General features: G+C 36.8%; 17 protein-coding genes, 1 pseudogene and 1 other annotated feature. Of the genes and pseudogenes, 8 read left to right on the top strand and 10 right to left on the bottom strand.

The features are described 5' to 3' along the window. Positions 1–3: 3 nt before the first annotated feature. A complete protein-coding gene (gene refZ / locus A6J74_RS21240; RefSeq protein WP_000814925.1) occupies positions 4–642 on the bottom strand; it encodes a forespore capture DNA-binding protein RefZ in 639 nt (212 codons plus the stop codon). A gap of 147 nt (positions 643–789) precedes the next feature. On the opposite strand from refZ, the gene A6J74_RS21235 reads away from it, so the two are divergent. Beyond that, the gene (locus A6J74_RS21235; protein WP_000494324.1) at positions 790–1269 is read left to right on the top strand and encodes a GAF domain-containing protein; all 480 of its coding nucleotides are present in this window, start codon (positions 790–792) and stop codon (positions 1267–1269) included. A 59-nt stretch (positions 1270–1328) separates the two neighbouring features. On the opposite strand, the gene megL is transcribed toward A6J74_RS21235, so the two are convergent. Continuing rightward, positions 1329–2507, bottom strand: a complete 1179-nt coding sequence (megL, locus tag A6J74_RS21230) for a methionine gamma-lyase (protein ID WP_000726603.1) — start codon at positions 2505–2507, stop codon at positions 1329–1331. A gap of 399 nt (positions 2508–2906) precedes the next feature. On the opposite strand from megL, the gene rpsD reads away from it, so the two are divergent. Both rpsD and A6J74_RS21215 read left to right on the top strand, forming a co-directional pair. Continuing rightward, the gene (gene rpsD, locus A6J74_RS21220) at positions 2907–3509 is read left to right on the top strand and encodes a 30S ribosomal protein S4 (protein ID WP_000135316.1); all 603 of its coding nucleotides are present in this window, start codon (positions 2907–2909) and stop codon (positions 3507–3509) included. A gap of 243 nt (positions 3510–3752) precedes the next feature. Further along, positions 3753–4900: pseudogene (locus A6J74_RS21215) on the top strand (type I restriction endonuclease). A gap of 87 nt (positions 4901–4987) precedes the next feature. On the opposite strand, the gene A6J74_RS21210 reads toward A6J74_RS21215, so the two are convergent. Then, a complete protein-coding gene (locus A6J74_RS21210) occupies positions 4988–5116 on the bottom strand; it encodes a hypothetical protein (protein ID WP_000050940.1) in 129 nt (42 codons plus the stop codon). A gap of 150 nt (positions 5117–5266) precedes the next feature. On the opposite strand from A6J74_RS21210, the gene A6J74_RS21205 reads away from it, so the two are divergent. Beyond that, complete coding sequence (locus A6J74_RS21205; RefSeq protein WP_000154645.1) at positions 5267–5569, top strand: YjdJ family protein; 303 nt, start codon at positions 5267–5269, stop codon at positions 5567–5569. Positions 5570–5676: 107 nt separating this feature from the next. On the opposite strand, the gene tyrS is transcribed toward A6J74_RS21205, so the two are convergent. The 6 genes from tyrS to acsA form a co-directional block, all read right to left on the bottom strand. Further along, entirely contained in the window at positions 5677–6933 is a 1257-nt protein-coding gene (gene tyrS, locus A6J74_RS21200; RefSeq protein WP_000512094.1) for a tyrosine--tRNA ligase, read from the bottom strand. 70 nt (positions 6934–7003) lie between these two features. Then, positions 7004–7232 (bottom strand) — a binding site (T-box leader). A gap of 77 nt (positions 7233–7309) precedes the next feature. Then, the gene (locus A6J74_RS21195) at positions 7310–7555 is read right to left on the bottom strand and encodes a hypothetical protein (protein ID WP_001293798.1); all 246 of its coding nucleotides are present in this window, start codon (positions 7553–7555) and stop codon (positions 7310–7312) included. Continuing rightward, complete coding sequence (locus tag A6J74_RS21190; RefSeq protein ID WP_000057201.1) at positions 7536–8081, bottom strand: RNA polymerase sigma factor; 546 nt, start codon at positions 8079–8081, stop codon at positions 7536–7538. Before A6J74_RS21190 ends, A6J74_RS21195 begins: the two co-directional genes overlap by 20 nt. Continuing rightward, complete coding sequence (locus A6J74_RS21185) at positions 8062–8517, bottom strand: hypothetical protein (RefSeq protein WP_000066426.1); 456 nt, start codon at positions 8515–8517, stop codon at positions 8062–8064. Before A6J74_RS21185 ends, A6J74_RS21190 begins: the two co-directional genes overlap by 20 nt. Before the next feature lie 66 nt (positions 8518–8583). Beyond that, positions 8584–9144 (bottom strand): maltose acetyltransferase domain-containing protein, encoded by a 561-nt coding sequence (locus A6J74_RS21180; protein ID WP_002049131.1) that lies wholly within the window; start codon positions 9142–9144, stop codon positions 8584–8586. An 84-nt stretch (positions 9145–9228) separates the two neighbouring features. After that, the gene (gene acsA / locus A6J74_RS21175) at positions 9229–10947 is read right to left on the bottom strand and encodes an acetate--CoA ligase (RefSeq protein WP_000862062.1); all 1719 of its coding nucleotides are present in this window, start codon (positions 10945–10947) and stop codon (positions 9229–9231) included. 176 nt (positions 10948–11123) lie between these two features. Here acsA and acuA point away from each other — a divergent pair, with 176 nt between their 5' ends. The 4 genes from acuA to A6J74_RS21155 all read left to right on the top strand — a co-directional run bounded on the left by acuA (position 11124) and on the right by A6J74_RS21155 (position 14601). After that, positions 11124–11756 (top strand): acetoin utilization protein acetyltransferase AcuA, encoded by a 633-nt coding sequence (acuA, locus tag A6J74_RS21170; RefSeq protein WP_000581385.1) that lies wholly within the window; start codon positions 11124–11126, stop codon positions 11754–11756. A gap of 17 nt (positions 11757–11773) precedes the next feature. Then, positions 11774–12418 (top strand): acetoin utilization AcuB family protein, encoded by a 645-nt coding sequence (locus tag A6J74_RS21165; protein ID WP_000634579.1) that lies wholly within the window; start codon positions 11774–11776, stop codon positions 12416–12418. After that, positions 12415–13581 (top strand): acetoin utilization protein AcuC, encoded by a 1167-nt coding sequence (acuC, locus tag A6J74_RS21160; RefSeq protein ID WP_000092814.1) that lies wholly within the window; start codon positions 12415–12417, stop codon positions 13579–13581. The genes A6J74_RS21165 and acuC overlap by 4 nt, the downstream gene beginning before the upstream one ends. A 198-nt stretch (positions 13582–13779) precedes the next feature. Further along, positions 13780–14601: an alpha/beta fold hydrolase gene (locus tag A6J74_RS21155; protein WP_002093169.1), complete on the top strand. Its 822-nt coding sequence runs from the start codon at positions 13780–13782 to the stop codon at positions 14599–14601. Between the two features lie 122 nt (positions 14602–14723). Here A6J74_RS21155 and A6J74_RS21150 read toward each other — a convergent pair whose 3' ends face one another. Beyond that, positions 14724–15011, bottom strand: coding sequence for a hypothetical protein (locus A6J74_RS21150; RefSeq protein ID WP_000503083.1), 288 nt, complete (start codon positions 15009–15011; stop codon positions 14724–14726). Between the last annotated feature and the right edge of the window lie 39 nt (positions 15012–15050).

Here is a 15050-nt window from a genome sequence, read left to right as displayed (position 1 = left end):
TTTTCACATATGAACAGCTCTTGGCCATTCCTGATACATATTCGTTTTACATAATGCTTGTTCCATCCATTGCTCAATTTCCTTCGTATACATTTCTAAGAAAAATGTTTCGGATGGAAAAGAATGCAATACTTCTGATATATACTGCGGATATAAAAACGGCATATTTATCATGCCTTTTAATTGCGTCATAAACATTGTAAAAGATACCTTTCGAAACTCTTTCTTCATTTGTCCTTCTCTAATGATTTGCTCGATATAATATCTTTCTTTAGAAAAATAAACGGTCATCACTTCACGAATTAATGTCGTATCAAGCGAAAGCTCTCTATAAAAAAAACGTGTCAGTTCCCTATTTTCAAATTGATATCGTAAAATCCCCCGCACCATTTGCACCATCACATCTTTAGCCGACAAATACTCTCTCTGTTCAAAGGACGTTTCAATCACATGAATATATCCTTCTAAAAAATCAGTAATAAGCTGCTCTAATAGGCCTTGCTTTCCAGCAAAATAGTATGAAATATTCGCTACATTCACATCCGCTCGCTTTGCAATGTCTCGCACTGATGTCCCGTCATAACCTTTCGTATTAAACAACGATATTGCCGCATCAATTACTTTTTGTTTCGTCTGCTTCATGCGCTCACTTCCTCTCACTGAACAGCTATAGTTTAAATTTCTTGACTTTTAAGACAAATTCCTTTAATTTTCTATCGACAAAGTCATGTGAAATACATCGTATTTTGCTAATATTTTACACATCTCGATAAAAAGGGAGTTGTTTCCATGTTTACAAAAGAAAGTTATGCAGGTTCTCGTGAAAAGCAGTATGAGACAGTAATTAAACAACTGGATGCATTATTAACTGGCGAATTAAACGTAGTCGCAAACTTATCAAATGCGTCCGCATTATTAAACCAATTTTTAGATCGCGTTAATTGGGTTGGCTTTTATGTAACAGAAGGAAATCAGCTCGTTCTCGGGCCATTCCAAGGAATGCCAGCATGCGTACGTATTCCATTTGGGCGCGGCGTTTGTGGCGTAGCAGCTGAAACGAAAACAACGCAACTTGTAGCGGACGTTCACCAATTCCCAGGACATATCGCTTGCGATAGTGCCTCTAATTCGGAAATCGTTGTACCGATTATAAAAGACGGAAATGTCATTGGTGTGCTGGATATTGATAGTCCTGAAAAAAATCGTTTCGATGAAGTAGATCAGCACTATTTAGAAAAGTTTGTGAAAACACTGTTAAAACATATATAAGAAAAAGAGTGAGTTATCGATTAAGTACGTAATGTACGAAACCGATAGCTCACTCTTTTTTATTGATTACTAACAGTAGATATTTTCTTTAACGCTTGCTCCAAATCAGAAATGATATCCTCCCACGATTCTAAACCGACAGATAAACGTATTAAATTATCGAAAATACCCATTTCTTTTCTTAGTTCCGCTGGAATCGCAGCATGCGTCATCGTTGCTGGATGCTGAATTAACGTTTCTGTATCACCTAAACTTACCGCGATCGTAATAAAGTGAAGGTCATTGATAAACGCTTGCGTTTCCTCTTTCCCGCCTTTGACAGAAAAAGAAATAACGCCACCGCCCCGTTTCATTTGGCGAGATGCTAACTCCCCTTCTGGGTACCAAACCCCTTCTACTACATCATGATTTTTTAGGAACGATACAATTTTTTCTGCATTATCACAATGACGATCCATTCTTACTGCTAACGTCTTTAATCCGCGTAATAATAACCACGCATCAAACGGCGCCATAATACCGCCGATATCTTTTCGCATCGGACGAATTTTTTCAGCTAACACTTTCGTTTTACAAATTGTTACACCCGCTACAACATCACCATGGCCACCAATATATTTTGTCGCACTATGCACAACTGCGTCACAACCAAGCTCAAGCGGTCTTTGTAAATAAGGTGAACAAAACGTATTATCAACAATGACGAGTAGGCCATTTCGCTTCGCAACTCGAATCACTTGTTTTAAATCGATTAATTTCATCGTTGGATTAATCGGTGTTTCAACGAAAATGAGCTTTGTATTTGGGCGAATCTTATTTTCAATATCAGTCTCTGTCTCCATATCACAAAACGAATGTGTAATCATAAATTTCTCTTCTAACACTTCTAAAAATCCGTACGTGCACCCATATAATCCGTTTGAACAAATAATATGATCTCCAGCTTTTAGAAAGCCAATTAACGTTGCTGAAATAGCTGCCATTCCGGATCCGAAAGCAAGTGCTTCTTCTCCCCCTTCTAACACAGCCATGCGCTCTTCAAATAATTTTACAGTCGGATTTCCAAGTCTTGAGTAAATATAAGACGGATCTACTCCCGCAAAACTCGCTTCTCCTTGCTGCGCAGTCTCAAATGTAAATGTAGACGTTTGAAATAACGGTGGTGTTAAACTTCCTTTATGTTCCTCAGATGTATAACCGTGATGAATTAACGCTGTCTCCATATGCTTCTTTTTCATAAAAACATCCCCTTTATGTTTTTATCCCGCATATTCACCATTAAAAAACTGATGAATGTTTTTACTACATTTTATGTAAGCGTTTCATTTGTGTTTCTATCTCTTCTTTTATATTGTTTTAAATTCCTTCTTATATTAATTTCCAAAATTTATATGCATAAAACAAAAACGTACTTGCTTGACGAAACTCTGGGTAAAAGATATAATAGCGTTTGTGTAAAATAAAAAGGCAGCCTTGTAATGTGAGTTTATCGTTTGTATTTTGTTCCTCTACGGAGGTGTATCTCGTAACTCCCTGCTGCTGGAGCGAAGGTACATGAAAACAAAATGCCCGTAAATATCGATTACGTCTGTTTTTATTTTACGTAAATAAAAACATTTTTAAAGGAGGAGTCAACTATGGCTCGTTATACAGGTCCAGCTTGGAAACTGTCTCGTCGTCTTGGAATCTCTCTAAGCGGCACAGGAAAAGAATTAGAAAAACGCCCTTACGCACCAGGTCCTCACGGTCCTAACCAACGTAAGAAACTTTCAGAATACGGTTTACAATTACAAGAGAAACAAAAACTTCGTCACATGTACGGCATGACTGAGCGTCAATTCCGTCGCACATTTGACCAAGCAGGTAAAATGCCTGGTAAGCACGGCGAAAACTTCATGATCCTTCTTGAAGCTCGTCTTGACAACTTAGTTTACCGTATGGGCTTAGCTCGCACTCGTCGTGCAGCTCGCCAATTAGTAAACCACGGTCACATCATGGTTGATGGCGCTCGCGTAGATATCCCATCTTACCGCGTTAAACCTGGTCAAACTATCAGCGTTCGCGAAAAATCTAACAGCCTTGTTGTTGTTAAAGAAGCGATCGAAGTTAACAACTTCGTACCAGAATACTTAACTTTCGATGCTGATAAATTAGAAGCTACTTACACTCGTCACGCTGAGCGTTCTGAGTTAGCAGCTGAAATCAACGAAGCATTAATCGTAGAGTTCTACTCTCGTTAATGACAAAAAGCCAATCCTGTGGATTGGCTTTTTTCAATTCTCACCATAATTTTTTATATCCCACGTAACATAAAAATCCCAATACTCTATACCCCCACCTAAAACAAATATGTTTTATCTAATCTAATTCAAATAAAAAAATAACCTTCCTATTTCCATACATAACTTATGTTATATTATGAATTTTTAAATAATAGTATTAATATTAAGGATTTTTAAACTTTATAACGAGGAGACGTTGATATGGAATTCAGAAATGACATAAACAAAATAGCTAACCAAATTTTAGAACGAAAAGAGTACATAACTAATGAAGAAATGACCAAGCAATCCTTAATTATTCCTTTTCTTCAAAAGCTAGGTTATGACGTTTTTAGCCCTTTAGAAGTTAGACCTGAGTATATTGCAGACTTTGGAACTAAAAAGGGGAAAAAGTCGATTATGCGGTTTTCAAAAATGGAGTTCCAATTATTTTAATTGAGGCAAAACCTGTAACAGAAAACCTCCTTAAACACGATGCGCAACTATCTAGGTATCTCAATGCCTTACCTGATGTCAAAGTAGGGGTACTAACTAATGGTATAGAATACAAATTTTATACTGATTTAACAAATGACAATGTAATGGATGAAAAACCTTTCTTCACATTCAGTATGGATAATTTAAGTAATTTAGATATTGAAACGATTGAAACTTTTACAAAAGAGAATTTTGAAGCTGAAGAGATCGTAAAATATGCCGAAGAACTTATTTATATGACCAATTTAAACTCCACAATTAAAGAGTTATTTAAAAATCCTTCAGATGACTTCCTTCGTTTTCTAATTAAAGACTTTAGCTCAACTAGAATTACAAATAACGTTTTAGAGCGGTTCCGACCAATTGTTAAAAAAGCAATTAATCGAACACTATTAGAAATAATCAGTGATGGTTTAACACCAAAAGAAACAAAAACATCGGAGAAAATAGAAACAAGCCTAGTTGCAGCCGCTTCTGCCGAAATAATGGAAGACATTAGCAAAGAAGACAAAACAGATAGAGTTTTCACTACCGAAGATGAACTGACTGCCTTTAACATTGTTAAAGAAATATTAACTGAAAATCAAAGAGACATCAGTGACCTTAAATATAAAGATACTATTAGTTATTTTTGCATCATGAATCGTGTAATCACAAAATGGTTTATACGTCTTTTCCTTGATGGAGATGCAAAATCCTTAGTTGTAAGACTAGATTTAGAAGCTACTAAACAGCTCTGCCCTAATTTCGTTGTTGAGCAAGCCCCAAAATCACAGGGAGTAAGTAGAATTTTCATTGATAATGTTAATGATTTAAAAGATTTGGAACCACTTATTATTTCATGCTATGATCAAATTTTATCTAATGTTTAAAAAGAGGGATTTCTCCTCTTTTTCCAACGTAATGACAAAAAGCCAATCCTCTAGATTGGCTTTTTGTCATTTATATATAAAATAAAGTTATTTATTTTCCTCTTTTTGAACATATACATAAGCATCTTTTTGCTCTTTATGTATATCAACCTTCGAATTCTCTGCAAGCTGACCCGCATTTAGCAAAGAAAAAATAATGAGCGCTTCTAGTGACATTTTGTTTTACCACTCCTTTCTATTTGTTATACGTTTATCATACCGCTTACATGTGATTTCCGTATGAACTCGAAAAGGAGATTACAACAAAAAGGTTACAGGCATACGAATGCACGCTATAATAACCATAAAATAGGAGGTTGATTTCTTTTGACGATAAACCAAATGGTTCAATTGGGCAGTGCATGTATGCTTTTTATTACTTCAACACTTATGAGTTGGTATCAGGGGAGTAATTTAATAGATTATCCTGATGAATGGAAATATAGCGCTAAGTTTACGAATTACTTTAAAGGCACCGTTTCAAATTACCAAGATATTTATCAAATCGATTTCTTTATATATGCAGCAAAATTTTATCCAACAGCATTTATTGTTATGCTCATTAGCTTACTTTATATGCTCGTATTAATTCTTCATATTCTATTTACAAGAACTCGTAAGGTAATCTAAATTCATACATAAAAACCCCGAATCATAAACCTTTCAGCCTACAATCCGGGGTACTATTTGTTTATATTTGTTTATATTTGTTTATATTTGTTTATATTTGTTTCTAATTAGTAACGAATTAAGAAATATTTCTTCTTACCGCGGCGAATGATTGTGAATTTACCTTCGATGCGGTCGTTTTCTGTTACAACGTAGTCTAATGCTTGCGTACGCTCACCGTTTACGTAGATTGCACCGTTCGTTACATCTTCACGTGCTTGACGTTTTGATGGAGAGATTTTGCTTTCTACAAGTAAGTCGATTAATACTGTATCTTCTGCAGTACGTTCTACAGATGGTACGTCTTTGAATCCTTGTTCGATTTCGCTTGCAGTCAGTTCTGCTACAGAACCGCTGAATAGTGCAGCTGAAATTTTAATTGCTTGCTCTAATGCTTCTTCACCGTGAACAAGTTTTGTCATTTCAGAACCTAACGCTTTTTGTGCTGCACGTTTTTCTGGCGCTTCAGCTACTTGCTTCTCAAGATCAAGAATTTCTTCATGAGATAAGAATGTGAAGTATTTTAAGTATTTAACAACGTCGCGATCATCTGTGTTAATCCAGAATTGGTAGAACTCGTAAGGAGTTGTTTTTTCTGGATCTAACCAAATTGCGCCGCCTTCTGTTTTACCAAACTTCGTACCGTCAGATTTTGTAACTAGTGGAATTGTTAAACCGAACGCTTTCGCATCTTCTTCTGATTTACGTATTAATTCAAGACCAGCTGTAATGTTACCCCATTGGTCACTACCACCGATTTGTAAGCGGCAATTATGGTTTTGGTATAAGTTTAAGAAGTCGTATGATTGTAAAATCATGTAACTAAACTCAGTGAATGAAATACCAGTATCTAAACGAGATGCTACTGTATCTTTTGCTAACATATAGTTTAAACCGAAGTTTTTACCGATATCGCGTAAGAATGAAATTACATCTAAGTTACCAAGCCAATCATAGTTATTAGCCATTGTTGCTGGGTTTTCCACGTTTTCGAACTCTAAGAAGTTTGAAAGTTGGTTTTTAATGCTTTCTGTGTAGTAAGCAACTGTATCTTTCGTATTTAATGTACGCTCTGCTTTTTTACCACTTGGGTCACCGATCATACCAGTACCACCGCCAACAAGTGCGATTGGTTGGTGACCAGCTAATTGGAAACGACGTAACATTAATACTGGTAACATATGACCGATGTGTAAGCTATCCGCTGTCGGGTCGAAACCACAGTATAATTTAACACTTTCTTTTTCTAATAATTGCTCAAGGCCCTCAGCATCTGTTTGCTGATTAATTAGACCGCGAAATTCAAGATCTTGTAAAATACCCATATCCTACATACTCTCCTTTAAGTTCATTACTGGCGTGAAGGTTGAAAACATAAAAAAATCGCCCCTTCAAATAAGGGACGATTTTGATTATCGCGTTACCACCCTAGTTGCAGGCAAAAAAAGCCTACCACCTTATTTACATAACGGCTTAGCACCGTCTTTTCCCTTTTGAATACAATTCAATCGAAAAAAGATGCTCTAGGGGCGTAATTCGCGATCATCTATGTGCTGATTTCCACCGACCATCAGCTCTCTAAAACAGGGAAATGATCACTACTTCTCCCTTTCCACGCTCAATTATTCATATACTTTTCTTTATACCATCATTTATATAGGCGTGTCAAATAAGGGCAGGATTTCTCTTCTTGTCAATCCTTTACAACGCCATAAAGAGTATCGTAATAAGAGAAAGAATTGGAACCCCAACTAATAACGATACATGAAACACAACCGATAAATCATTCCCAATGGTCGCCTCCACAGGATCTTTCGCCGGGGAACCAAGAAACCCGATTAATCGATCGAATCGACTTACCGTTTTTGGAAAGTCTGGTATTTCTACATGATCACTATCTAAATATTGCTTTAACTTATATTCACTCTTAAAGGGATTTTCGCTCAATTTCGTCCACCTCCAGCAATTGTTTCAATTTCTTTATCCCGTTATGAAGTCTCGATTTCACCGTTCCAATCGGGATGTTTAATATCTCTGCAATTTCTTTTTGCTGCATGTCATGATAATAAGAAAGGATTAGGACCGCTCTTTGCTCTTCTGGAACTTTCAAAATTGCTTCTCTTACTGTGAGCCGATCTTCGTGAGAAAATTCTTTTTCCGGAATCGGCACTAAAAATGGCAAAAGCGTACGCCACTTTTTTCTCCTATTTAATTTATTAATCATAAGACGATAACCAATTTGAAATAAATACGTTTTTATTTTACCTTTTTCAAGTTCATACATATGTTTCTTACGCTCTAGCGTCAAAAACGTATCTTGCACAAGATCGATACTTAATTGTTCATCTCGGTTAAATCGATATAAAAATGTGTATAGCGCTGGTTTGATTAAAACATATAGTCTTTCTCCCGCTTGTTTATCTCCACTTTGATACGCAAGCATGAGCTCCTCCTCAATCCCAATTTGCGCCATGATTTTTGATCTCCTTTATTCCTTTTAACGTTAATGAAATACGGGAAATTAAATATGCAATCGCAATAAAAATCCACAATTGTGATTGATTTGTAAAAAATTGAACATATGGGTTTTGAATCGTAAATCCCATTGCAACTAAAATATTTAACGCTTGCACACATATGCATGCATACAACGCAAGGCAGACAGAAATAGTATCAAATACATTCCAGCGAAAATACACTTTTGTTTTTATAAAATCAATTTTATATCCATTTTTCCGTACTATATGTTTTCTATCAAATGGAATAATGATTGAAAACAGAACACCCATTATAACTCCAGCTGTAATCATTGATACTCTATATCCAATTGGTATCGGTAAGAAAAGACCACAAGAAAATACAACTATAATTCCAATTAAAGCAAAAGCAAGAAGTAATTTATTAGACATATAAAAGCCTCCCTCATCTATTCTTTCATAAATGTATACAGACGAGGAAGGCACTTCGTTCAAATATTATTTTAGTTTTTTTATAATCTTTGCAGGATTCCCGCCAACTACTACATTATTAGGCACATCTTTCGTTACGACAGCACCAGATGCAATCACCGCATTGTCTCCAATTGTTACACCTGGATTAATAATTGCTCTTCCGCCAATCCATACGTTATCGCCAATTGTAACTGGTTTTCCGTATTCTGATCCGCTTATACGCTCAATTGGATCGAGTGGGTGCGTTGCTGTATAAATGTGAACACCTGGAGCTAACATACAGTTCACTCCGATTGTTACTGGGCATACGTCTAAAATCGTACAGTCAAAGTTCGCGTAAAAATTTTCGCCGATATGAATGTTATAGCCGTAATCACATCTAAAAGAAGATTCAAGATGAATATTATCTCCTGTCGTTCCGAATAATTCTTTTACGATTTCGCTACGCTCTTTCAATTGCTCTTCTGGCGTATCATTTAATTTTCTCGTTAATATACGTGCTTGCTCTCTTTCTTGTACTAAAACTGGATCAGCCGGTATGTACATTTCTCCTAGTATCATCTTTTCTTTTTCTGTTTTCATCATACTATCCCCTTCAACTTATATATATAAGTTCATGATATCATAAAAAAGAAAGGCCTGAACATTTTTCGTTCAGACCTTTCTCTCTTAATCTTCCATCGTTGATAAGTCACCTGTTGGTAAGTTTAACTCCCACGCTTTTAATACGCGGCGCATAATTTTACCACTTCTCGTTTTCGGTAATTTATCTCTAAATTCAATTTGTCTTGGCGCTGCATGAGCTGCTAGGCCTTTTTTTACAAATTGACGAATTTCTTCTTTTAATTCATCAGATGGTTCGTATCCTGCTCGAAGTGCGATAAACGCTTTAATAATTTCGCCGCGCACCGGATCAGGAATACCAATTACACCAGCTTCTGCAACAGCAGCATGCTCGATTAGTTTACTTTCTACTTCAAACGGTCCAACTCGCTCACCTGACGTCATAATTACATCGTCAATACGTCCTTGGAACCAGAAGTATCCGTCTTCATCCATATAAGCTGAATCACCTGATACATACCAGTCTCCCGGCATAAAGTATGACTCATATTTTTGCTGGTTATTCCAGATTCCACGCATCATAGCTGGCCAACCTTTACCAATTGCTAAGTTACCCATTGTGTATGGAGGCACTTCATTTCCTTCATTATCAACAATCGCTGCTTTCACACCTGGAATTGGTTTACCCATTGAACCTGGACGGATTTCCATACAAGGATAGTTACAAATAACTTGTCCACCTGTTTCTGTCATCCACCACGTATCATGAATACGAAGTCCAAATGCATTCATACCCCAGCGAATTACTTCTGGATTTAATGGCTCACCTACGCTTAATACGTGGCGTACTTGTGATAAGTCGTATTTTTTAATTGCATCTTGTCCAGCTCCCATTAACATACGGAACGCTGTCGGTGCACTATACCAAACTGTTACACCGTAATCTTGCAGTGCTTCATACCATGCATCTGGACTAAATCGTCCACCTAAAATAACATTTGATGCTCCGACTAACCACGGTGCAAAAATGCCGTAAGCAGTTCCCGTTACCCAGCCCGGGTCAGCAGTACACCAATATACGTCATCTTCTTTTAAATCTAATACCCATTTCGCCGTTTGATAGTGCTGAACCATTGCATTTTGCGCATGGAGAACACCTTTTGGCTTACCAGTAGAACCAGACGTATAGTGAAGAATTAAACCGTCTTCGCGGCCTAACCATTCGATATGTAATTCTTTTGAAGCTTGTTCAAATAAAGGATTGAACGCTACTGTTTTACCACCTTCTTCTACATTATCTCCAACAAGAAAGACTGTTTTTAAAGCTGGTAAATCATTTAATGGTATACGCTCTAACAATTCAGGAGTTGTAATTAACACCTTTGCTTCGCTATCTTCTAAACGATCACGAACTGCGCCTTCCATAAATGCTTCAAATAGCGGTCCAACAATTGCTCCTAATTTCACTGCACCTAAAAGCGCGAAATATAATTCTGGAGAACGTGGCATAAAAATAAAAACGCGATCGCCTTTTTCAACATCGCCATAATTTTTTAGGACGTTTCCTGCTTTATTAGAAAAATCCTTCATTTCCTTAAATGTATATTTCTCTTTTCGCGATCCATCTTGATAATAAAGGGCTACTTTATTTTTTCGATCAGATTTCGCATGCTTATCAATTGCTTCATACGCCATATTTACTCGGCCTGTCTCATTCCAAGTAAAATTTTTATTAACCTCTTCCCAGTTAAAATTCGCGTATGCCTCTTCATAATTCGGCAAATTATTTTCTCCTTTAATGACAGGAAGCGTTTCTACTTTCATACTTTACATCCCCCTCCTATGTATTCTATTATCTATTATAATGATATTATTTAAAATTTTCAGTATATTTGTTGATTTTTAGACAAATTTTTAATGACAAAATTCGATTCACATCGCATATATTATAAAGTACGATATTAATAGATTCACAAACCCTCAAGGTGGTGAGCAATACATTGATTCATAAAAAAATATATAATGCTAGAAACTTGAAAACAGCGAAAGGCACTTTAATTATTGAAGGTCCTGTCTCTACCCATAATCTTGAAATGTATGAATTCCATCCAGATTTAATTGCGTTTCGTCCTGCCGAGCAGCAATATAAAGCAATTGTCGAAATTTCTAAATTACCAGAAGCACGTCTCATTATTGCTAGACATGACCAAACGATTGTTGGATATGTTACATATTTGTATCCCGATCCGCTCGAACGATGGTCAGAAGGAAAAATGGAAAACTTAATTGAGCTCGGGGCAATTGAAGTCGTCCCAGCCTTCCGTGGGTGCTCTGTCGGAAAGAACTTATTAGAAGTGTCTATGATGGACGATTATATGGAAGATTACATTATATTGACGACTGAATATTATTGGCACTGGGATTTAAAACAAACAGGTTTAAATGTTTGGGAGTACCGAAAAGTAATGGAAAAGATGATGAATGCTGGTGGTTTACAATGGATGGCTACAGATGATCCTGAAATTTGTTCACATCCTGCCAACTGTTTAATGGTCCGCATCGGTAATCGCGTCGATACGGATTCTATTCAAGCATTTGACCGTCTACGTTTTCACAATCGTTTTATGTATTAATAAAGGGGGCAACTGGAATGATTGTAGAAGAAATTATGAATCAAAATGTAGTTACGCTACATCCAAACGATACAATCGAAACAGCAATCCGAACGATTCGCACGAAAGGAATTCGGCACATTCCAATTGTCGATCAAAATAATCACGTCGTAGGCATTATTTCTGATCGGGATGTAAGAGATGCAAGTCCGTCTATTCTAGATGAACAAGTTTCACTCGATATGCTGAAGCAACCGCTCGAACTTATTATGAAACATCCTGTAATGACTTGCCACCCTCTCGATTTCGTTGAGGAAATTGCTACTTTATTTTTTGAAAATAAAATTGGCTGCCTTCCTGTTACAAAGGCTGGTAAGTTAGTTGGTATCATCTCAGAATCTACAGTACTGCACACGTTAGTAAAATTAACAGGAGCACATCAACCAAGTTCACAAATTGAAATTCAAGTAAAAAATGAACCTGGTATTCTTGGAAAAGTCGTTGCTATTTTTAGTGATTTACAAATAAATATCGTGAGCGTTCTCGTCTATCCAGCAAAAGATGAGAATGATAAAGTACTTGTTTTCCGCATTCAAACGATGAATCCGCTAAAAGTGATTGATGCACTTGAAGCAGAAGGCTACCGCGTATTATGGCCAAACATCATGGGGATACAAGCATGAGTAGCGCGTTTATTTATTCGGATGACTTTCGGGGCTATTCATTTAGCCCTGATCATCCTTTTAACCAACTGCGCGTCACACTTACGTATGATTTATTACAAAAGGGCGGTTTCATCTCTCCCTCTCAAATCATCTCACCACGGATGGCTACAGATGAAGAGATTGCCTACGTTCATACAGAGGAGTACATACATGCGGTAAAACGTGCTGGAGAAGGAAAGTTAGAAAAATCAATTGCGATGACATATGGACTCGGAACAGAAGATACACCGATGTTTCCAAATATGCACGAGGCAAGTGCACTGCTCGTTGGCGGTACGTTAACAGCTGTCGATGCTGTTCTTTCTGGAAAAGTAAAACACGCACTTAATTTAGGCGGCGGCTTACATCACGGCTTCCGTGGCAAGGCATCTGGTTTTTGTATTTATAACGATAGTTCCATCGCAATGAAATACATTCAAAAGAAATACGGTTTACGTGTTTTATATATTGATACAGATGCTCATCACGGTGATGGTGTACAGTGGTCATTTTACGATGATCCTAACGTATGCACCATTTCATTACACGAAACCGGACGTTATTTATTCCCTGGAACTGGCGCTGTAAATGAACGTGGACAAGGTAATGGCTATAGTTATTCTTTTAACGTTCCACTCGATGCTTTTACAGAAGATGAATCGTTTCTAGAATCATATCGAACTGTCGTAAAAGAAGTTGCCGCATACTTTAAACCGGATATTATTTTAACGCAAAACGGAGCCGATGCGCATTATTACGATCCACTTACACACCTTTGTGCAACGATGAATATTTACCGTGAAATACCGAAGCTCGCTCGCGAAATCGCTAATGAATATTGCGACGGTCGCTGGATCGCTGTCGGCGGCGGTGGCTATGACCACTGGCGCGTCGTCCCAAGAGCGTGGGCGCTCATTTGGCTCGAAATGAACAACATCCAAAACATCTCAGGTTATCTCCCTCCAGAATGGATTGACGCTTGGAAAGGACAAGCAGAAACAGAACTTCCCCTCACATGGGAAGATCCAGACAACATGTATAAACCTATCCCCCGTAAACCAGAAATTGAAGAAAAGAATGCATTAACTGTAGCGAAATCCCTTGAAATTATTCGGAATAATATGACAAAATCTTTGTACTAAACGAAAAGGAGGCTCGTTTTTTAATAGCCTCCTTTTATTTATTGTCGATTTCTGTCAGTAAGTCGATATATTTTAATAATCGCTGATATATTTCGAGTTGCGCCGATATATTCTAATAATCGCTGATATATTTTCATTTCATAACAGCCTGGCCCAACTTTTACGAGAAAAGGTCGTGATATTATGTGGAAACGACAAATGCTCCGCACGAAACGTGGTACATTTGAACTCTTTACAAAAGGGAATGGTGAACCGCTTTGTGTTACACACCATTATTCACAATTTAATGAAACTGGTGATTACTTTGCGGATGTTTTTACTGCTACGCATCGTGTATTTCTCATTAATTTACGAGATGCCGGTAGCTCTGTAACCGCCCAGTCAGAAAACAAATTAAGCATGATTGAAACAATCCACGACTTAGAAGCAATACGAGAAGCATTACAACTTCCAACATGGCATTTCGCCGGTCATTCAACAGGTGGTATGCTCGGAATTTTGTATGCGATTACATATCCGAATTCCTTACAATCATTAGTCGTAACCGGAGCTGCAGCAAGTGATTATACGAAAACATCAAACTGTATTTACCATTCCTACCATCCACAATTTCATTATATGCAAGAACTAATCGAGAACTTGAAAAACCCTCATCTTACAAATGAAGAGCGAAAGGAACTATCTACTAAGAGAACAAAATTATCATTGTATAAACCAGAAAACTATAACTTTTATTTTTGTAGACCGATCAAAAAAACAATGTCCACCAGCCGCATGAACGCTTTCGCTCATGAATATTCTTCATTTGATTTAAGAGAGTCTTTACCTTCTATTAAAACAAAGACACTTATTATGTGCGGACGACACGATGTGCAGTGCCCAATTCAATATTCTATCGAGATGCATGAGGGTATACGTAATTCTATCTTTATTCCATTTGAGGACAGTAACCATTATCCTTTTTTAGAAGAGGCTACCCACTTTATTTCTATCACACAAGAATTTTACAAAACGTTATAACAGGGAAAATCCAGTTTTGAGTTCAGTTACTATTAAAAAAATCTAAATAAATAACATATGAATTCACAGACTAATGTACTAATAAAAGCTCAAAGTCTCTATATGACTTTGAGCTTTATTTTTTAGAAGAAAAACTTCATACTATAATAAAATAAAAGATAAAAAGAAAAAAGGACTAAACCTAAATCAATAAATACTGACTTTTTATCTCCTTCTTTTACGCTGATCGTAATACCAAACATACTTCTAACCATCCAAAAAGCCACCAAAAATAATCCACCTAAATGGTCATTTGTATAATCTTTATCATAAAACATTTGTATTGCACCAATAATTAATAAAATAAGTATGATATTAGTCCCAATCTTTAAAGCCTTGTTTGATTTAATATTCTTTCGTACATCCCCCAAAACCTAACACTTCCTCTCAAACCATCCTGCGTTTTATTT

This window comes from Bacillus sp. FDAARGOS_235, assembly GCF_002073415.2.
GTDB lineage: Bacteria > Bacillota > Bacilli > Bacillales > Bacillaceae_G > Bacillus_A > Bacillus_A toyonensis.
This window is presented reverse-complemented; position numbering and strand designations above follow the sequence as displayed.